The organism is Roseiarcus fermentans, from assembly GCF_003315135.1.
GTDB classification, from domain to species: Bacteria; Pseudomonadota; Alphaproteobacteria; order Rhizobiales; family Beijerinckiaceae; genus Roseiarcus; species Roseiarcus fermentans.
Genome location: NZ_QNRK01000050.1, coordinates 27,692 through 46,448, shown reverse-complemented (window position 1 = coordinate 46,448; position 18,757 = coordinate 27,692). Strand labels below are relative to the sequence as shown.

The 18,757-nt window shown below is 67.5% G+C and carries 19 protein-coding genes; 7 read left to right on the top strand and 12 right to left on the bottom strand.

Annotated elements, in window-relative coordinates:
• Window positions 1–207: 207 nt before the first annotated feature.
• From DFR50_RS33700 to DFR50_RS28790, 3 genes are all read right to left on the bottom strand, one after another.
• Window positions 208–342: a PEP-CTERM sorting domain-containing protein gene (locus tag DFR50_RS33700; protein WP_113893362.1), complete on the bottom strand. Its 135-nt coding sequence runs from the start codon at window positions 340–342 to the stop codon at window positions 208–210.
• Window positions 343–406: 64 nt separating this feature from the next.
• Window positions 407–1,861, bottom strand: coding sequence for an MDR family MFS transporter (locus DFR50_RS28795; protein WP_113893352.1), 1,455 nt, complete (start codon window positions 1,859–1,861; stop codon window positions 407–409).
• Between the two features lie 359 nt (window positions 1,862–2,220).
• Window positions 2,221–3,078: a protein-L-isoaspartate O-methyltransferase family protein gene (locus DFR50_RS28790; RefSeq protein ID WP_170153434.1), complete on the bottom strand. Its 858-nt coding sequence runs from the start codon at window positions 3,076–3,078 to the stop codon at window positions 2,221–2,223.
• A gap of 121 nt (window positions 3,079–3,199) precedes the next feature.
• On the opposite strand from DFR50_RS28790, the gene DFR50_RS28785 reads away from it, so the two are divergent.
• Window positions 3,200–4,150, top strand: a complete 951-nt coding sequence (locus DFR50_RS28785; RefSeq protein ID WP_113893348.1) for an aldo/keto reductase — start codon at window positions 3,200–3,202, stop codon at window positions 4,148–4,150.
• A gap of 249 nt (window positions 4,151–4,399) precedes the next feature.
• On the opposite strand, the gene DFR50_RS28780 is transcribed toward DFR50_RS28785, so the two are convergent.
• From DFR50_RS28780 to DFR50_RS28765, 4 genes are all read right to left on the bottom strand, one after another.
• Entirely contained in the window at window positions 4,400–4,612 is a 213-nt protein-coding gene (locus DFR50_RS28780) for a hypothetical protein (RefSeq protein WP_113893346.1), read from the bottom strand.
• 330 nt (window positions 4,613–4,942) lie between these two features.
• Window positions 4,943–6,571 carry a GMC family oxidoreductase gene (locus DFR50_RS28775; protein WP_113893343.1) on the bottom strand — a complete coding sequence of 543 codons (1,629 nt, stop codon included), beginning with the start codon at window positions 6,569–6,571 and terminating at the stop codon, window positions 4,943–4,945.
• A gap of 63 nt (window positions 6,572–6,634) precedes the next feature.
• Complete coding sequence (locus DFR50_RS28770; RefSeq protein WP_113893341.1) at window positions 6,635–8,347, bottom strand: AMP-binding protein; 1,713 nt, start codon at window positions 8,345–8,347, stop codon at window positions 6,635–6,637.
• Window positions 8,348–8,363: 16 nt separating this feature from the next.
• Window positions 8,364–10,349, bottom strand: coding sequence for an SDR family oxidoreductase (locus DFR50_RS28765; protein WP_113893339.1), 1,986 nt, complete (start codon window positions 10,347–10,349; stop codon window positions 8,364–8,366).
• A 149-nt stretch (window positions 10,350–10,498) separates the two neighbouring features.
• Between DFR50_RS28765 and DFR50_RS28760 the strand changes: the two genes are divergently transcribed.
• The 4 genes from DFR50_RS28760 (at window position 10,499) to DFR50_RS28745 (ending at window position 13,832) form a co-directional block, all read left to right on the top strand.
• Window positions 10,499–10,921 (top strand): phasin family protein, encoded by a 423-nt coding sequence (locus tag DFR50_RS28760; RefSeq protein WP_113893337.1) that lies wholly within the window; start codon window positions 10,499–10,501, stop codon window positions 10,919–10,921.
• Between the two features lie 70 nt (window positions 10,922–10,991).
• Window positions 10,992–12,245, top strand: coding sequence for a patatin-like phospholipase family protein (locus DFR50_RS28755; RefSeq protein ID WP_210209069.1), 1,254 nt, complete (start codon window positions 10,992–10,994; stop codon window positions 12,243–12,245).
• Window positions 12,214–12,858 carry a TetR/AcrR family transcriptional regulator gene (locus DFR50_RS28750; RefSeq protein WP_113893333.1) on the top strand — a complete coding sequence of 215 codons (645 nt, stop codon included), beginning with the start codon at window positions 12,214–12,216 and terminating at the stop codon, window positions 12,856–12,858. The genes DFR50_RS28755 and DFR50_RS28750 overlap by 32 nt, the downstream gene beginning before the upstream one ends.
• Before the next feature lie 122 nt (window positions 12,859–12,980).
• Entirely contained in the window at window positions 12,981–13,832 is an 852-nt protein-coding gene (locus DFR50_RS28745; protein ID WP_113893326.1) for a tetratricopeptide repeat protein, read from the top strand.
• A gap of 72 nt (window positions 13,833–13,904) precedes the next feature.
• Here DFR50_RS28745 and DFR50_RS31760 read toward each other — a convergent pair whose 3' ends face one another.
• The gene (locus tag DFR50_RS31760; RefSeq protein ID WP_147262962.1) at window positions 13,905–14,045 is read right to left on the bottom strand and encodes a PIN domain-containing protein; all 141 of its coding nucleotides are present in this window, start codon (window positions 14,043–14,045) and stop codon (window positions 13,905–13,907) included.
• 89 nt (window positions 14,046–14,134) lie between these two features.
• On the opposite strand from DFR50_RS31760, the gene DFR50_RS31755 reads away from it, so the two are divergent.
• Window positions 14,135–14,362 (top strand): hypothetical protein, encoded by a 228-nt coding sequence (locus tag DFR50_RS31755; RefSeq protein WP_147262961.1) that lies wholly within the window; start codon window positions 14,135–14,137, stop codon window positions 14,360–14,362.
• Between the two features lie 139 nt (window positions 14,363–14,501).
• Here DFR50_RS31755 and DFR50_RS28740 read toward each other — a convergent pair whose 3' ends face one another.
• Window positions 14,502–15,272 (bottom strand): hypothetical protein, encoded by a 771-nt coding sequence (locus DFR50_RS28740; RefSeq protein WP_113893324.1) that lies wholly within the window; start codon window positions 15,270–15,272, stop codon window positions 14,502–14,504.
• Window positions 15,273–15,309: 37 nt separating this feature from the next.
• Window positions 15,310–15,717 (bottom strand): Crp/Fnr family transcriptional regulator, encoded by a 408-nt coding sequence (locus tag DFR50_RS28735; RefSeq protein ID WP_170153433.1) that lies wholly within the window; start codon window positions 15,715–15,717, stop codon window positions 15,310–15,312.
• A gap of 155 nt (window positions 15,718–15,872) precedes the next feature.
• On the opposite strand from DFR50_RS28735, the gene DFR50_RS28730 reads away from it, so the two are divergent.
• Window positions 15,873–16,346: a YybH family protein gene (locus DFR50_RS28730; RefSeq protein WP_170153432.1), complete on the top strand. Its 474-nt coding sequence runs from the start codon at window positions 15,873–15,875 to the stop codon at window positions 16,344–16,346.
• 30 nt (window positions 16,347–16,376) lie between these two features.
• On the opposite strand, the gene DFR50_RS28725 is transcribed toward DFR50_RS28730, so the two are convergent.
• Together DFR50_RS28725 and trmB are read right to left on the bottom strand one after the other, a co-directional pair.
• A complete protein-coding gene (locus DFR50_RS28725) occupies window positions 16,377–17,975 on the bottom strand; it encodes an OpgD/OpgG family glucan biosynthesis protein (protein WP_113893318.1) in 1,599 nt (532 codons plus the stop codon).
• Window positions 17,976–18,045: 70 nt separating this feature from the next.
• The gene (trmB, locus tag DFR50_RS28720) at window positions 18,046–18,744 is read right to left on the bottom strand and encodes a tRNA (guanosine(46)-N7)-methyltransferase TrmB (protein WP_113893316.1); all 699 of its coding nucleotides are present in this window, start codon (window positions 18,742–18,744) and stop codon (window positions 18,046–18,048) included.
• Between the last annotated feature and the right edge of the window lie 13 nt (window positions 18,745–18,757).

Here is an 18,757-nt window from a genome sequence, read left to right as displayed (position 1 = left end):
CCGATGAGGAAATCCGCAACCGGAGAGCCGTGTGCGGGAGAACCGCTCGCACGGTTCGGAGGGAGGGGAGGCGAAAGCCTTCCCTACCCCTATCCAGGGCGCGCCCTGTCCGGCTCCTCGCGGACAGCCACCTTGGGAGTTACACGAAAAGACAGAAGGAGACGCAAAGACTCCGTGGTCCTTCGGTCCTTGGTGGTGAGACCGAACTCAGCGGCGCCGCCGGCGGAGGAAGGCCCCGCCGAGCCTGGCCGCCAGCAGCGTCATCGTCGCGGGCTCGGGAACCGCCGCGCCCGACGGCGAGAACGCGGCGTTGAAGGTCGTCGCCGGACTCCCGCCGACGATTGTCCAGAGTCACTTCCTTGCCATGAGACGGCGGAAGCACGGGCGAGGACGTGCGGCCTGGCCCTCACTCCGCAGGCGCCCGCCGCGCCGCGAACTTGACCTTCGGCACGAGCGCCGCGGTCGCCGCGACAAGGAGCGCGACGAGGAACATCGAGACGAAGGTCACCTGCAGCGAATGGTCGAGCGCCGCCTTCAGCACGCTGTTGGCCGCCGCCCCTCCGTCGAGCAGCTTGCGCAACTGGTCCGACGTCACGGCGCCGAGTCCGGCGTGCAGGAGGCCGAAGTTCAGCACCGCCCCGAACGCCGTCGCGCCAAAGGTGCTGCCGAGCGTGCGCGCGAACAGATAAGCGGAGGTGACGCTGCCGCGCTCCGACCAGTCGACGATCTCCTGGATCAGCACGATCGAGGCGCTGCTGGAAAGCCCCATGCCCAAGCCGACGATCGCCGAGCCGATCCCGGCCGCCCCCGGCGGCGTGTCGGCCCGGAGGAAGACGAAGACCAGCGCGCCGATCGGGACGAGCGCCGCGCCGGCCCTGAGCACGTTGCGCACGCCGAACCGCTTCCACAGCCGCGGCGACAGCGTCGCGCCGATCGGCCAGCCCAGCACCATCGCCGACAGGGCGAAGCCCGCCACCAGCGGCGGACGACCCATCACGCCCTGCACGAACACCGGCAGGAACGTCGTCAGGCCGATCATCACCATGCCGGAGAAGAGCGAAGACGCGTTGACAGCGGCGATCGGCCGGCGGCCCCAGAGGGCGAGCGAAATCATCGGCTCCGGAGAGCGGCGCTCCTGCACGATGAAACCCGCGACCGCCACGACCGCAATCGCGCCGATGATCGCGATCTCGGTCCAGTCCGCGCTCGAAAACGCGGTCATGAGCGCCATGACCGCGGCGATGGCGATGGTGAACACGCCGGCGCTCAGGTGGTCGATCGTCCCGCGCGCCTCGGACTTGTTCTCGTGCAGATAGAACCAGAAGCCGGCCGAGGCGGCGAGGCCGATCGGCAGGTTCATCCAGAAGATCCAGGCCCACGACCAGCGCTGGACGATGAGCGAGCCGACGAGCGGGCCGAGAACGGCCGACAGCGCCCAGACGCTGGCGAGCCAGCCCTGGATCTTGCCGCGTTCGTGCACCGAGTAGAGATCGCCGACGATGGTCATCGCGACCGGTTGCACCGCGCCGGCGCCGACGCCCTGCACGAGGCGGAAGGCGATCAGCGCCGGCATCGACCAGGCGAAGCCGCACAGCAGCGAGCCCAGGAGAAAGATCGCGATCCCCGACAGCATGACGACCTTGCGGCCCTTGAGGTCGCTCAGCTTGCCGAACACGACAGTGGTCGCGGTCTGGGTCAGCAGGAAGGCGGCGAACACCCAGCTGTAGAGCGGGAGGCCGCCGAGCTGGGCGGCGATCTGCGGCATCGCCGTCGACACGATGGTCGCCTCGATGGCGATCATGAAATTCGAGGCGATGACCGCGGCGAGAACGAGGGTGCGATGCGTCGTGAGGGCGGGCATCCCGGCTACATAGGCGAGCGAGCCCTGACATGCCAGTCACGATTGGGGCACTGCCCGAGCCCTTTCAGGGTCGGGATTCGACGTCGGTCGCGCGCAGCAGACGATCGAGGGTCAGGATCGGCGCGCCCGCCGCCTTCGCGCAGGCACAATGGAAACAGTCGAAATTTCCGCGCATACGGTCGCCGGGGCCCGGCTTTTCGGCCGCCGGGGCCGCGAAGGCGAGAACGGCGCTCGGCCGCCCCGGTTTCCCCGAGGCGGAAAGGGACGCCCCCTTGCAGGCGTCCGGCAGGAGGCGCCCATCTCGACGGACTGCGGCGGCAGGGTGAGGCCAAGCCGGATCGACCTCGTTTCGTCGCGCCTTACGTTTCCTCGCTGGCGCAGCCCGACAAGCACCAGCCCTGGCCGTGGAGCCAGCAGCGCTCGTCTTCGGCGTGCGCGTCGGTGCGAATGGAGCGGACGCCAGCGCCCCGGTCGCGGGCGAACGCCTGCCCGAGCCGGTCGCCGACCCCGGCGTCGCGGGCGCCGGAGAATTCGTAAAAGGACGCCGGGCAGAGAAAGCGGGCGTCGAAGCGGTCCGGCGCGATGCGCCGCGCCAGCAGCATGCCGCCGCCGCGCCCGGCGGAGGTCATCGGGAACACGAGGCGTCCGCCGGGGTTCAGGCCGTCGAGCCACGACGGGAGCGGATGCGTCGCCCCGGCGCTCGCGACGATGACGTCGAAGTTCGCGTAGGCGCCGCGCGACCCGTCGCCGTGCTCCACTTTCACCCGAGGCCAAGGCGCGAGCGCGGCGTGGGCCGCTTTCGCCAAGAGTTCATCGATCTCGACAGCCACAACGTCGCCTTCGGATCCGACCAGTTCGGCGAGGATCGCCGTGTAATATCCCATCCCGGTCCCGAGATGGAGGACGCGCTCGCCGCGGGCGACTTCGACCTTGTCGAGGAGAAAGGCCCATAGGCTCGGCAGGCCGTTGTTGAGCCAGCGCGTCTCGTCATAGGCGATCAGCACATTGTGATAGACGGCGGCCGGGCCGGAATCGGGCGGCGTCCAGTAGGCGCTCATGTCCCAGGGGCTTAGAATTCGCAAAGGCGGCGGACCGACGAACCGCTCGCGCGGCACGGTTGCGAACGCCTGAACGAGTCTGTCGTCGCGCACCCTGGCGACGAGTCGCAACTCTTCGGCAAACCACCGACGCGTCTTTTGAATCTCGTCGTCGCCCACGTCCAGCCGCCTTTCGCGTTCAATCTTTGCAAAGTCGTCCCAAAAGAATTGCGGCGATCGGCGGTTGCGCTTTCCGCGCCCTCCCGCTTTGGGCTATCCTCGTCGAAAAGGAAGCAACCGGATGCAATCTCGTCGCCTCGGCCGAACCGACCTCATCGTCGCCCCGATCGTGCTAGGTGGCAACGTTTTCGGCTGGACGGCCGACAAGCCGACGTCCTTCGCCGTGCTCGACCGCTTCGTCGCCGGCGGCGCGGCCGCGATCGACACCGCCGACGTCTATTCGGCCTGGGTTCCAGGCAATCGCGGCGGCGAGTCGGAGACGATCATCGGCGAATGGATGCGCGCGCGAGGGAACCGGAACCGGGTGACGATCATCACCAAGGTCGGCTCCCCGATGGGCAAGGGCAAGGAAGGGCTCAAGCCCGCCTATATCGAGGAGGCGGTCGAAGCGTCGCTCGGGCGGCTTCAGACCGACGTCATCGACCTCTACCTGTCGCACTGGCCCGACATGGCGACGCCCATCGCCGACACGCTCGGCGCCTACCAGCGCCTGATCGAGAAGGGCAAGATCCGCTGGTGCGGCGCCTCCAACCTGACCGCGACGCTGCTCGAGCAGGCGCTCGCGGCGGCCAAGGCGCGTGGCGGCGTCCGCTACGAGGTCCTGCAGCCGGAGTACAACCTCGCCGACCGCAAGGGTTTCGAAGACGGCCTCGCCGACCTTTGCCGGCGCGAGGAAATCGGCGTCATTACCTACTTCAGCCTGGCGAAGGGCTTCTTGTCCGGCAAGTACCGGAGCGAAGCGGATCTGGCGAAAAGCGCGCGCGGCGGCGGTGTAAAGGCCTACCTCAATCCGCGCGGCTTCCGCATCCTCGATGCGCTCGAGAGCGTCGCGGCGAGCCATAGGGCCAAGCCTGCCGAGGTCGCGCTCGCCTGGGTCATGGCCAGGCCCGGGGTCACGGCGCCGATCGCGAGCGCCACGTCGCTCGCGCAGGTCGACAGCCTCGCCCGGGCCGCCGAGTTGACGCTCTCGCCCACTGACATGGCGGCGCTCAACGCGGCGAGCGCGTACTGAACGAAGCGGCGCGCCGGCCAGTCTGGAACGCGTCTGGCGTCCGAGGGCATGCGAAGCGACTCGGAGGCTCAGCATGTCCACGCAAGTCGATGTCTCCGCGACGTTGGCCGCCAAGGGAGAGACCGCCGTCCGCCTGCACCGGCAGACAAAGGCTCTCGACCGCGAGGCCCCGCCGCCAGCGGGGCGAGGCCCACCGGCCGCGGAGTCGACAGCGCGCGGTCGAGACTCCCCGAACCGTCGGTCTCGCTGTCAGGATCTATTGCGCGCGATCGAGCGAGCGGCGTCGATCGCTTCGATCAGGGTGCGACCGGCGCGCTCCGCATTGATTTCCTCGCAGCACCATTGAATCGCCCGGCGCGCGGCCGCCAGCGCGGCATCGACTTCGTCGGCAGAATAGCGCCCGCCAACTTTAAGCAAGACCGCCGCGCTTTCCGTCGCGAACGGATCGAAATGAGTCGCCATGTGTCAGTTCCCGCAATACTTCGCGGGAGTCGGTCTCGTAGGGGGCGGCCCCGCTCACAGCAAAACACTACCCCTCCACCCCGGCCCCCGAGATGCATGAGGGACTTGCGAGGCAGGCGCACACGCTGGGTGGACCCGGACGGGCAAAAACATCAAGCAAGCGAGACTGCGGCATTGTGTCGCCCGGCTCGACGCCATGCGCCTCTTGACGCGGCAGGACGACGCAAAGGCGGCCGCGCCCGGGGCCACCGAGAATGTCTCGTCAGCGCCGGGGCCCCTGGAGGAGGCGCGCGGACAGGGGTCGCTCACGGCCGCCGTTTCTCTGTGGCTTCACACCGTCGTCCTGCCAAGGATCATGTCGGCCGCCTTCTCGCCGATCATCGCCGAGGGCGCCTGGGTGTTGCCGCTGACGAGGAGCGGCATGATCGAGGCGTCGACCACTCTCAGCCCGTCGACCCCGCGCACCCGCAGCGTCGGGTCGACGACGGCGCGCGCGTCGATCCCCATGCGGCATGTCCCGACCGGGTGATAGATCGAGTCGGCGCGCTCGCGGATCAGCTTGCGCAGCGCCTCCGGGCCGTCGCGGCCGGTTCCGTACAGGTGGCGCCCGCGGTAGGGCGCGAACGGAGGCTTGTCGAGAATCGTCTGGACGATCTCCGCGCCGCGCACCAGCGTCTCGAGATCCTCCGGGTCGGCGAGGTAGTTGGGGTCGATCAGCGGCGCGGTCGCGACGTCGGGCCCCGCGAGCGTCACCGCGCCCCGGCTCTTCGGCCTCAGGTCGCACACATGCAGCGACATGCCGGTGGCAAAGTGGAGTTTTCGGTTGTGATCGTCGACGATGCCGATGCAGAAGTGAAGCTGCAGGTCGGGCCGGTCGATGTTCGGGCGGCTTCTGACGAAGCCGCCCGCCTCCGCCGCGTTCGAGGTTAGGAGGCCGCTGCCGCGGCGGAGGAAACTCGCGATCTCGCCGGGACCGGTGGTGAGCATCGGCCACGACAGGCCGAACAGGCCGGGCCCGCTGGCGATCAGGTTGGCGCAATAGTCGCAATGGTCCTGAAGGTTCTGGCCCACGTCCGGCGCGTCGTTCACCACCTCGATCCCGAAACGCTTGAGCGCGTCGGCCGGGCCGACGCCCGACACCATGAGAAGCTGCGGCGAGCCGAAAGCGCCGGCGGACAGGATCACCTCGCGCCGGGCGTAGAGCCGCTCCTCCCGGCCGACGCGCCCGAACGCCACGCCGGCCGCCCGCTTGTCCGCGAACAGGACGCGCCGCGCCTGGGCCTCGGTATAGAGGGCGAGGTTCGGCGGCGGCGAGGATCCGAGGTAGGCGCGCGCGGCGTTGAAGCGGCGTCCGTTCTTCTGGAACAACTGATAGGCGCCGACGCCTTCCTGGACCGCGCCGTTGAAGTCGGTGTTGCGCGGGAAGCCGGCCTGGACAGCCGCCTCGACGAAAGCGTCGACCGCCCGATTGCGGTGCGCGAGGTCGCTGACATGCAGCGGGCCGCCGCTACCGTGCCATTCGTCAGGCCCGCGCGCGTTGTCCTCGGCGCGCTTGAAGTAGGGGAGGACATCCCTCCAGCTCCATCCCTTGCAGCCGAGCGAAGCCCACGATTCGTAGTCCTGCGGCTGGCCGCGCATGTAGATCATCGCGTTGATCAGGCTCGATCCGCCGAGGCCGCGGCCGCGCGGCTGGAACCCCTTGCGGCCGCCGAAAGCCGCCTGGGGAACGGTCTCGTAGGCGTAGTTCCGCGCCGATCGGAACGGCACCAGCACCGCGATGCCGAGCGGAACGTCGGACAGGAGCGAGGCCTTCGCCGGCCCCGCCTCGATCAGGGCCACGCTCGAGTCGGGCGAGAACTGCGCTAGACGCGCAGCGACCGCGCAACCCGCGGGTCCGGCGCCCACGACGATATAGTCGACCTCGGGCCGATCGGTCGGGTCGGATGTCCTGTTGGCCATTTCTGTCCTCGTCCCTGTCAGCAACCGGCGCGCCGTCCAGGAGAGCGACGCTGTGAGCGCGGCTCAATCGCTCTTCTCGTCGGCCGCCTGCTTCTGCCGTTGTTTCTTCGGTTCGGATGGGTCCTTGAGTTCGCGGCGCAGAATCTTGCCGATCGGCGACCGCGGCAGCGTGTCGCGGAATTCGACGTGGCGCGGCGTCTTGTAGCCGGTGAGATGCTGGCGGCAGTGGGCGATGATGTCCGCGTCGGTCACGCCCTCGTGCTTGCGCACGACCACGATTTTGACGGCTTCGCCCGACCGGTCGTCCGGCACGCCGACCGCGCCGACCTCGCGCACCCCGGGATGCGACATCACCACGTCTTCGATCTCGTTGGGATAGACGTTGAAGCCAGAGACGAGGATCATGTCCTTCTTCCGGTCGACGATGTAGAGGTAGCCGCGCTCGTCCATCCGGGCGATGTCGCCCGTCTTGAGGAAGCCGTCGGCAGTCATGACGTTGGCCGTCTCGTCCGGCCTCATCCAGTAGCCGGCCATCACCTGCGGCCCCTTGATGCAGAGTTCGCCCGGCAGGCCGAGGGGAACGTCGCGCCCTTCGGTGTCCCGGATCGCGATGTCGGTCGAGGGCGCCGGCAGGCCAATCGCGCCCGAATAGTCCTCGACCGTCAGCGGGTTGACTGCGGCGATCGGCGCGGTCTCGGTCAGGCCGTAGCCTTCGATCAGCGGCTTCCCGGTCACCTGCTTCCAGCGCTCGGCCACGGCCCGCTGCAGCGCCATCCCGCCGCCGACCGCGACATGCAGCCGCGAAAAGTCGAGGCGCAGGAACTGGGGATTGTGCAGGAGCGCGTTGAACAGCGTGTTGACGCCGGTGATCACGGTGAACGGCGTATCGCCGAGCGCCTTGACGAAGCTCTTGAGATCGCGCGGATCGGGGATCAAGAGGTTGTTCGCGCCGATCATCGTGGGCACGAAGGCGTTCACCGTCAGCGCGAAGACGTGATAGAGCGGCAGCGCCGTGACGAAGGTTTCGCCCTGCTCGCCCACCACCGGCCCAATCCAGGCGGCCACTTGCTGCAGGTTCGCGATCATGTTGCGGTGGGTCAGCATCGCGCCTTTCGGCACGCCCGTCGTTCCACCGGTGTACTGCAGGAACGCGAGGTCGGTCGGTTCGATCCTCGGCAGCTCGGCTTTGCGCGCCCGCCCCTCGGCCAGCGCGCGATTGAATCGCACCGCCTGGGGCAGACGGAACGGCGGCACCGCGCGCTGGATCCGGCGCACGAAGAAATTGGCGAGGAACCCGCGCGCTCCGCCGATGAGGTCGCCGACGCCGGTCACGACGACGACCCGCACCGAGGTTCCAGCGATCGCCTTCTCGAGCGTCTGGGCGAAATTCTCGAGCGCCACGACCGCTTCCGCGCCGGAATCGGCGAGCTGGTGGTGCAGTTCGCGCGGCGAGTAGAGCGGATTGCAGTTGACGACAACGTAACCCGCGCGCAGCGCGCCGAACAAGGCGACCGGATATTGCAGCAGGTTCGGCATCATCAGCGCGACTCGAGCGCCGCGAGGCAGTCCGACGACCTCCAGAAGGTAGCTCGCGAAGGCGCGCGACCGGAGGTCGAGCTCGCCATAGGTCATGGTCCGCTTCAGGCTGACGTAGGCGACCCGGTCGCGAAAGCGTTCGACGCTCGCCGCGAAGAAATCCCCGAGCGACGGGTAGGCCGTCGGATTGATGTCGGCCGGAACGCCTTCGGGATAGGACTTCAGCCAAATCCGTTCCATTGCGTCCTCACTGGGGTCAGAGGTGGAGCCCCTTCAAGAGTTGCGTGAACGCGATCTGATCGGCGCTCGGGGCGGCCTCGCCGCCCTGCTCGCCGCGCGCCGCGGCGCTTTCGGGGAACATGCGGAAGGCGGTGTTGAGAACGATTCGGCCCATGCTGGGCGCGATGGCGTGGAGGGCCTTGCCGAACAGCCCGAGGCGCGTCGCGACCCTCGCCGGACGGTCGACGATCGCGTCGACGACGAGCGCGGCCGCTTCGTCTGTGTCGAGGGTCGGGACGTGCTGATAGAGCTTGGTCGGCGCGATCATCTCCGTTCGCACCAGCGGCATATTGACGTTGGTGAAGGCGACGCCGCGGTCGAGGAACTCGCTCGCGGCGCAGTCCGACCAGCCCTCGAGCGCCGCCTTCGAGCCGACATAGGCTGAGAACCGCGGCGCGGTGGTCAGCACGCCGATCGAGGAAATGTTGACGACATGGCCCGCGCGCCGCTCCGCCATGCCGGGCAGGAAGCCCATCGTCAGCTGAACCGCCGCGAGATAGTTCAGCCGGATCAGCCGCTCGACGTCGTGCAGGCGGTCGTAGGAATTCTCGACCGACCTGCGAATCGAGCGTCCGGCGTTGTTGATGAGAATGTCGATTCCACCGTGCTCCGTCCTGATCGTCTCGATCAGCGCGGCGCATTGCGCAGGGTCGGAAATGTCGGCGCTGTAGGTGTGGACCTCGAGTCCCTGAGCCGCGAACTCCTGGCGCGTCAGCTCGAGCTTCTCGACGTCGCGCGCCACAATCAGCGTCTTGGCCCCGGCCTCCGCGAGCCGATGCGCGATGGCCCTACCGATGCCGGCCGAGCCGCCGGTCACGAGCGCGCGCTTACCCCCGACCGCGCCGCGCAGCGACCGGTCGACGAACAGCGCCGGATCGAGATGGCGCTCCCAATAGTCCCACAGCCGCCACGCATAGTCCGAAAAAGCGGGAACTTCGATGCCGGCGGGCTGAAGCAGCTTCTGCGTCTCGCGGCAGTCGAAACGGGTCGGATAGTTGACGAACATGAAGATGTCGTCGGGCAACCCGAGCTCCTTCATCAGCTGCTTGCGCATACGGCGGAACGGGGTCAGACCCATCAGGCCGTGCGTCAGCGCCTTCGGAGCGAGGCCGAAGAGACCCGCGTTGATCCGCATGGTGAAGGCCGGCGCGTGCGCGGCCTTCGCAATCGTGTTCAGCATGTCGCCGACCCGCATCGGGCTCGGGTCGGTGAGGTGGAATGCGCGCCCGTCGAGTCCGTCGAGGTGCGCCAGATAATCCATGGCCGCGACCACGAAGTCGACCGGCACGACGTTGATCCGCCCGCCTTCGAGGCCGACCATCGGAACCCAGGACGGCAGCGCGTCGCGAAGCTTCTGGATCAGCTTGAAGAAGTAGTAGGGGCCGTCGATCTTGTCGATCTCGCCGGTCTTGGAGTCGCCGACCACGGCGCCCGGCCGATAGATCCGCCAGGGGATCTCCGTCTCCTTGCGAACCAGGGCCTCGCCCTTGTGCTTCGACGCATAGTACGGGTGGTCGAGGCCACGCGCCTCCTCGAACATGTCCTCGCGGAACACGCCGGCGTAGAGGCCGGCCGCGGCGATCGAGCTGACATGGTGGAAGCAGCCAGCCTTGACGCTCTTTGCGAAAGAGAGCGCGTTAGCGACGCCTGCGACGTTGGCCGCGATGACCTGAGCCGGCTCGGCCTTCAGATCGTAGACGGCGGCGAGATGAAAGAAGTGGTCGATCCTGCCCCGGAGTTTCCTGGCGTCCTCTTGGGCCACGCCCAGATCGGGCCGCGAGATGTCGCCCTCCACGAACTGGACCCGCTTCGCCGCGTCGCCCCAGAAGGCGACGAGCCCGTCGATCAGCTCCGGGCTCGGCTTGCGGACGAGCACGTGGATCGTTTCGTGGCTTCGCTCCAGAAGCTTCCTGACCAGACGCTTGCCGATGAAGCCGGTTCCGCCGGTGATGAACGCGCTCATGAGCCTTTCCTCTCCCCTCAGTCCGATTCTGTAGCGGATAAAACTAGAATGGACCGCCTAGAACTTTGGGCGGCGAATTCTAAAATCCTATGCTCATATGATCGGCGCAGAAAGGCGGATTGGCCGCCCAGATCAAAACGAGGATGGTCATGCCAAAGAAACTCAAGGAACTCGCCGAAGAGTCGACGGAAAATCAGTTGGCGGCGCGAATCCGCGAATCCGCGAACCAGATCTGGCTCGCCGGGCTCGGCGCGTTCTCGATGGCCCAGCAGGAAGGCGTGAAGGTGTTCGAGTCCCTGGTCCAGGAAGGCGAGAAAATCCAGGAGAAGACGAAGTCCGTCGCCGACGAGCGGCTCGCTGAGATGCGGTCGAAGGCGACCGGAACTTGGGACAAGCTCGAGAAGGTGTTCGAGGACCGGGTGGCGCGGGCTCTGCACAGCCTCAGCGTACCAAGCCGTCAGGACATCGACACACTCACGCAACGGGTCGCGGAGTTGACCGACATCGCCAAGAAGCTGTCGGCCGAGGAAGAGCCCGGACGTCCGCGGGCCCACAGACCGAAAGCCGAGTAAGACGCGCAACGTTCGAAGGGCTGACGAGCGGGGTCAGCGCCTCGGGCGCCGAGCCTCATGGGAGCGGTCCATGCGCGGGCGACGGATGAACGGAAAAGTGGGGATCGCCCTCGCCGGAGGCGGTCCCCTCGGCGGCATCTATGAGATCGGCGCCCTGAACGCGCTGGAGACTGCGCTCGAAGGCCTGTCGCTGACCGATCTCGATCTCTATGTCGGGGTGAGTTCCGGCGCCTTCGTCGCTGCGGGCCTCGCCAACGGGATCGCGCCCTCCGAGATGAACGACATGTTCATTCTCGACCGGTCGCATCACGACCCGTTCGAGCCGGATCTCCTGCTGCGGCCGGCGTTCGGCGAGTTTGCGCGCCGGCTGTCGATGATTCCCGAACTCGTGCAGGGCGCTTTCCTCGGCTACCTCGGCGCTCCGGCGCGCGGCTTCGTGGAATCCTTCGCGCGCCTCACTCGAGGGCTGCCGAACGGGCTGTTCGACAACGGCGCGATCGCCGCCTACCTCGCCCGCCTGTTCGGCAAGCCGGGCAGGACTGACGACTTCCGTAAGCTCGAGCGCAAGCTGTTCATCGTCGCGACCGACCTCGACAACGGCAAGGCGACGCCGTTCGGCGCGCCGGGTTTCGACCACATTCCGATCTCCGAGGCGGTCAAAGCGAGCGCCGCGCTGCCCGGGCTCTACCCGCCCGCCCGCATCGACGGACGCGACTACGTCGACGGCGCGCTGAAGAAGACGCTGCACGCTTCGGTCGCCCTGAAGGAGGGCGCGAAGCTCCTGATCTGCATCAATCCACTCGTGCCGTTCGACGCGGAACTCGCCGCGCGGTCCGGCCGAAGACCGCGGCCGCTGGCAGAGCAGGGTCTGGCCGCCGTCCTGTCGCAGACCTTCCGCTCGCTGATCTATTCGCGCATGCGGGTCGGCATGGAACGCTACAAGACCGAGTTTCCCGACGCCGACATCGTCGTGTTCGAGCCGGCGCGCGACGACGAGGTGATCTTCTTCGCCAACGTCTTCAGCTATGCCGACCGGAAGAGGCTCGCCGAGCACGCCTGTCGTCACACGCTGAGCGAACTCGCCGCCCGCGCCGACGAACTCGCCCCCGTCTTCGCCCGTCATGGAATTGCGTTGCGCCGCGAAGCGCTCGGCGGCCGATTGCCCCCTGAGCCGCCTGCTGGAAAGGGCCGCCGGCTGTGGAATAGCGTGCGTCCGCTCGACTCGACGCTCGACGCGCTCGAGAAGGCGCTGACCCGGGATCAACCCGGACGATCCAAGGGGGGAAAACGCGATGCCGCCAAAACCGCCGCGCCGCACGCGTGAGCGCATCCTCGAGACGGCGCTCGCGATGTTCAACGAACTCGGCGAGCCGACAGTCGCCACGACCTCGATCGCCATCGAAATGGGCATCAGCCCGGGCAATCTCTACTACCACTACCGGTCCAAGGAGGCGATCGTACAAGATCTCTTTGCCCAGTTCCGGCGCGAGATCGAGGCGACGCTCGCGGCGCCCGAGTCCCGTCTGCCCAACGCCGAGGACTGTTGGCTCTTCCTGCACCTCGTGTTCGAGGCGATCTGGAAATATCGCTTCATCTACCGGGACATCAACGACCTCGTGGCCCGTTATCGCGTCATCGAGGTGCAGTTCCGCCGCATCCTCGCCCACAAGATCCGGGTCGCGCAGCAGATCCTGGGAGGACTGGTGAAAGGCGGGCAGATGCGGGCCGAGCCGTCGGAGATCGCGACCCTGGCCGAGAATATCGTTCTGGTGGCGAGCTACTGGATGTCGTTCGAGAACGCCCGCGATCCGCGCGCCGTCCAGGACGGCCACACGTTCGCCCGCGGAGCTTTTCACGTGATCGCGCTCGCGGCCCCCTATCTCGAGCCGCGGGAGCGGGAGCTGTTCGACCAGCTCGCCAAACGGTACATCGCGTAGAACGGGCGTCCCCGTCGACTGGAGCGAACGCTGCGCAGGATTTGGACCGCGCCCGCCCAAGCGCCACGGGACGTCCGTCGTCCGGCGTGGTAGGGAGCGCGGCGACGAGAAGGAGCACGACCATGGTCACCGCCGCATGGAAGAAATTCCCGTGGGAGTCGGCGCGCTACGCTTACGACGGCGCAGCGCTCGAGGCGGCGTGGCCAGACTTGCACCGGGGCGACTGCGAGGCGTTCCCCGACGCAGCCTTCGTAAAGGACGCGTTCCGGCGCCACCCGGGCCTCGAGGGCGCCCTCGACGCCGAGGCGACCGCCACGGCGCTGCAATCGGCGTGGCGCGCCTACCACCGGGGAGACTTCGGCGCGGCGGTCGAGCAGGGCGCGGCGCTCGGGCCGATCGGCGCCAACGCAGCCAACAAGGCGGCCAACATCTACGCCACTTATCTCGAGCACGAGAGCGAGACGAAGCGCGACCTCTACCTCGCCTCGGCCAGGCGCGCCGAGGTCCTGCAGGCCGCGGCGCCTGATTTTCCCAACGCCTGGTATTTCCACGCCCAGGCGCTCGGCCGTTACGCTCAGGAAATTTCGATCGTCAAGGCGCTCGCCGAAGGCGTCGGCGCCAAGGTCAAGGCGAGCCTCGAGAAGGCGCTCGCGCTCGCGCCCCGGCACGCCGAAGCCCTGATCGCGCTCGGCGCCTATCACGCGGAGATCGTCAACAAGGTCGGCGGCACGCTCGCCCGCCTGACCTACGGCGCGACCCGGGACGAGGCCGTGAAGCACTTCGAGCGGGCGCGAAAGCTCCTGCCTGATTCGGCCATCGCCCGCATCGAGGAGGCCAACGGCCTGGTGCTCCTGTTCGGCAAGACCAAGCTCGCCGAAGCCGAGGAGCTTTACCGGGAGGCGTCGAAGTGCGCCGCTCACGACGCGATGCAGAAGCTCGACGCCGAGCATGCGCGAGAGGAGGCGGAGGGATAGCTCCGGTCGGGCCAGTCCGTTGAAGCGCTCGGTGTCATGGCGCAGGACGTGGAGCGAATGGATTGACGGTCGTCAATGTTCCAATTTTTGGCCCGCCTGCATGTCTCGGGTCATGAGCGCATCGGAGTCGGCTTCCAGCGCCGCAGCCACGATCAGCGCGTCGTAACAGACGAATCCACGGTCCCGCGCCAACGCGCGCTTGATCCATGTCAACAAAAGTTCGGCGGCGCGACGCTAGACAACGAGCGGGGAGGGAATCGGCGGCTGCTGCCGCTTGTCTGAAGTTCGAAGTCAGGTGTCGCATGTTTATCTTTACGAAGCCAACATCCGCCGATGAAGCGAAAGTCGGCCTCCTCATGACTGAACTTCATCGAAAGCGTGAGTTCGCCGCTCAGCTTCGTGAGGAAGCGACAGGTCCCTGGGCGGAGGACTATCTCGCGCTCGCCGAATTCGAGGACGCCAAGGCTGACGTGATCGAGGCGCAACTCAACGGGCGACTGCTGGAAACGGTGGGCGGAACGGCCGCGTAAGGCGGTTCGATCCTGTCGCGTTGAGGACGCGCAAACGCCTAGCTAGGTCGAGCGCCCGGAGCCCGCCCCTTCATGGCCGGCGATCCCCGGTCCAAGGGGACGCGGCGGCCGCGGCCCTGTCGAACCTCGTCTTCCGCGCCTAATAGACGAACGTGAGAACGTCCTCTGGCTTGTCGATGATCCGCTCCGCGTCGCCGTGCGCGCTGGTGTAGCCCACGGCCTTCGCGAACGCCGGGCCCTCGGCCGAGAGGGCGTCGAACTTTCGTCCGTGGCAGACGAGAAAAAACTCGGCGATCTCGAGCTCGTTGGCGTGGTTGTAGAAGCTTTGCGCCTCCGGGGCGAGGAAGGCGAGCGTGAACTTGCCGGCGTCATCGCCAGAGCGGATCGGCTCGATCACCGCCGGGTGGGACCGCGAGCAGAACACCCAGGTCACCGTATCGGGCTCGCGCGTCTTGGCCGCGGGCTTCGCCTCATCGAAGGTCCAGTTCTGGTTGTAGGCGCGGATGAGGACGCCCTTCGCGTGAGCGACCGCGACGTCGGTCGTCTCCACCGTCTCGATCAGGCGCCGGCCCACGCGGTTGGAGGTCGGCAGGGGCGGCAGCGCCGGCTTGCCGGACGCGAGCGCGTCCGCGCCGAGCGACGCGCCGAGCGGCGCGGGCGCGGTGTAGCCGCTGCAGCGCTCGGCATGTCCGTGGTCCGGCGAGCCCGGATTGTCGCCGACGTCGAGGCTCGCCGGCGACTGATCGAGGTTGGGATCGTGGCCTTGCGACCAACACCGGCCGAGCCCGGGCGCGGGACAGGAGACCTTTCCCTCAACGACGCCGCACTCCGCCTGCCGCTGGTTGTCGGTCAGGTCGGCGGCGGGCGCCGGCCGCGTCGCGAGCGCGACGGCGATGACAGCGGCGCGCATTCCCCTGCCTCGAACGCGGCGGCGCGCGAACCCCATGTCAGATGAGCGCGCTGGTCGCGCGCAGGCGGGCGGCGAACTCGTTGATCACGTACCAGACGAAGTCGGGGCTCTCCTCGACCATGACGCGAAACCTGCGTTCGTCCAGAAGGGCGAGCTCGCAGTCCTCTCTCGCCCGCGCGCTGTTCGCCCGCGGCCTCCCGTCGATGATCGAGAGCATGCCGAACGGCTTGCCATCGGGGATGATCGCAAGCGCCTTGTCGCGCGTCGACATCTCGACCGAACCTTTCAGCACGACGTACATGCACGTGGCGGTGTCGCCCTCGCGAAAGATCATGTCCCCGGCGCGGTAGCTCAGCGTGAGGCCGCCGGCCCGTGCGAGTTCGCGGAAATCAGTTTTCTCGTCCACGACCATGATGGCCCCCCGAATCGTTCGACCCTCCGCCATGCAATCCTCGCCGCGCGACATGATCAAGCGCGAAGTGGCCTCCCACTGCGAATCCGGTGGGAATGAGGGCTCTCCCCGCTTTTCCAGCCGCGCGCATCGTCGTAAAGCGCGCCTTGCGCCCCCTTCCCGTCTCTGTCGCCGATGGTCGAAAGTGCATGCGTCGTCCCGCCTCGATCGCCCGATACGCCCTTGTCGCCCTGTTCGCGGCGACGCTCGCGCCCATGCTCGCGTTCGCCGATCCGGAAGCCGACAAGGCCGCGATCGCCGCCCGGCTCGAGACGTGGGCCGCCGCGTTCAATGCCCACGACGCGGCCGCCGCCTGCGACATCTTCGCCCCCGATCTCGTCGCGACCGTGCGCGGCGCGCCGGAGCGCGGCCGCGACGCCGTCTGCGCCGGGATCGCCTCGGCGCTCGCCGACCGCACCCGCACCCTGCGCTATGTCCCGGACATCCGGGAGATCCTGGTCAGCGGCGATCTCGCCGTCGTCCGGCTGGCGTGGTCGTTGACGGTCGCTCGCGGGCCTGTGCCGGCGCTGCAGAAGGAGCCCGGCCTCGACGTGTTCCGCCGCGGCCCCGACGGCCGGTGGAGGATCATCCGCTTTCTCGCCTATTCCAACGCGCCCGATTGAGCAGCCTCCCGCAGAAGAGAGGGCAGGCGTTTAGAACGGGTGGTACTGGAAAAGCCAGGTTTCGGTCAGCGGCTTGTCCCCCGACTTGAGGAAGGCGCGCATCTCGACTGGGTCTGCGCCGTCGACGACCAAATCGAACTGGGCGCGCCAGTGGCCCGGAACGCCGTCCGGCACCGCCTCGATCAGCTGATAGGGGCCGAATATCCCACGTGAAGCCGAAACCGCCAATTCCGGCTTGACGCCATAAGGCAGCGTCTCCAGCGGACCGCCCAGGAATTCGACCATGAACTTGCGCACGCCCTTCGGTCGTGGCAGGCCCGGCTGGCCGCCGCGCCCGAGCCGGGTCGCCGCCACCCGGCCAAGACCCGAGGGAACAGGCGAATCGGCGAGCCAGTGGAGCTTGTAGGCGAGGTGCAGTTCCGCTCCCGCCGGAACCGGCTGGGCCGGCACCCACATGGCGACGACGTTGTCGTGAATCTCGTCGTCGGTCGGAATTTCGCACAGCTGTATCGACCCTTTGCCCCAGCCGCGCCCGTCCGGTCCGGGAAGCGGCTCGACCCACAGGCTCGGGCGCCGGTCGTAGTAGACGCCATCCTCGTAGTGATCGAACACTCGGTCGCGCTGCATCAGGCCGAAACCGCGCGGATTCTCGTCGAGGAAAGAGGACACCATGATGCGTGGCGGGTTGTTGAGGGCGCGCCACAGCCGCTCGCCGTTGCCGGCCCACATCTCGAGGCCGTCGGAATCGTGCACTTCGGGGCGCCAGTCGATCGCGGTGTCCTTCTTGGTCTCGGAGTACCAGTACATCGAGGTGCAGGGCGCGATGCCGAAGCGGGACGATTGCGCCCGGATGAACAGGGAGGCCTGGATGTCCATGACGACGCCCTTGCCCCGCGTCATTTTGAAGCGGTAGGCGCCGACGATCGAAGGCCCCTCCATCAGGGCGTAGAGCGTCAGCGTGTCCTCGGCGGCGGCCGATTCGATGTAAAACTGGGTGAAATCAGGGAACTCCTCGGACCTGTCGGCCACCGCGACGTCGAGCGCGACCCCGCGCGCCGAAAGACCGTACTGGCGCAGTTCGCCGATGGAGCGGAAATAGGCGGCGCCGAGGAAGGCGACCCAGTCGTTGTGACGCCAGTCGAGGGATCCAGTGCGCGGCTCCTGAATCCGCAAACCGGCGAAGCCAGCCCCGGCCGGCAGGTCTCGAGCCGGCGAATCGGCGGGCATGTCGAAATAGGCCTGCTCATAAATGATCTCGCGCGACTGGCCGTTCTCGACCACGTGCATGCCGACCGCCTTCTCGAAGAACAGTCCCAAATGAAAGAAGGTGATGGGGAAGGGACCCGGGCCGTTGGCGAACAACGCGAAGGCGTCGCGATATTTGATCTTCCCCCACTCCTCGTAATTGATCTTCTGGAGGGTTTCAGGCGACGGTCGCGGCGGCGGTTCATACGGCTTGTGCGCGCGCTCGCGCGCCTGGTCCTTGAAGAGATCGTAGGAGAACGGAACCGGCGCCTCGAACTGCAGGCCGTCCGGTTCGGCGCCCAGCGCCTGCGCGATCGGGCCGATCGCCGCCGCGGACGCGGCGACGCCCTTGAGAACCGTACGACGATCAACGCTATCCGACATGGCTATTCCTTCGACGCGCCGTCTCGAGCGGATTCAGCCTCCGCGCAGAATCGCGCGTCCGCCGATTCGCTCATATTCGAACGAAAGTGAAGTAAACGGAATCCCGCCCCGCCTTGTGAGCTTTGACTTCATAGCGCGTGGAACGCCATTCCGGGTAGGGGGTGCGCCAATCGACCGCGCCCGATGCGGCCCAGCGAAAGCAGGGCGACGCGAGGAAGCGTCGGAGCGTCCAACCGGCATAGTCGTCGACATCGGTCGCGAAACGGACCTCTCCGCCCGGTTTGACGATCCGCGCCAGCGCCGCGACCATAGCTTCCGTGACGATTCGCCGCTTGTTGTGCCGCCGTTTCGGCCATGGATCGGGGTAGAGCACAAAAACCCGGGAAAAGAAGGCGTCCGGCGCGGCTTCGACCAGCGCCTGCGCGTCTCCCCGACGCAACCGGACGTTCGTCAACCCCTCCCGCTCGATGCCCGAGAGCGCCGCGGCGACCCCGTTGAGGAACGGTTCGCAGCCGATCAGGCCGACTTCTGGGTTCGCCTTGGCCTGCTCGATCAGGTGCTCGCCGGCGCCGAAACCGATCTCGAGCCAGTAGGCTTGCGGCTCTGCGGCAAAAAGCGGCGCCCCAGAGAGCGCCGTCGTCTCAATCTGCAGTGTCGGCAGGATTTCGGTGACGAGCCGCTTTTGACCCGCACGCAGGGTCTTTCCACGACTGCGCCCGTAGAGCGGGCGGCGTCGCGGGCCGGAGCCGTCTTCGCTGCGCGCCGCCATGCGTCGGAGCGGG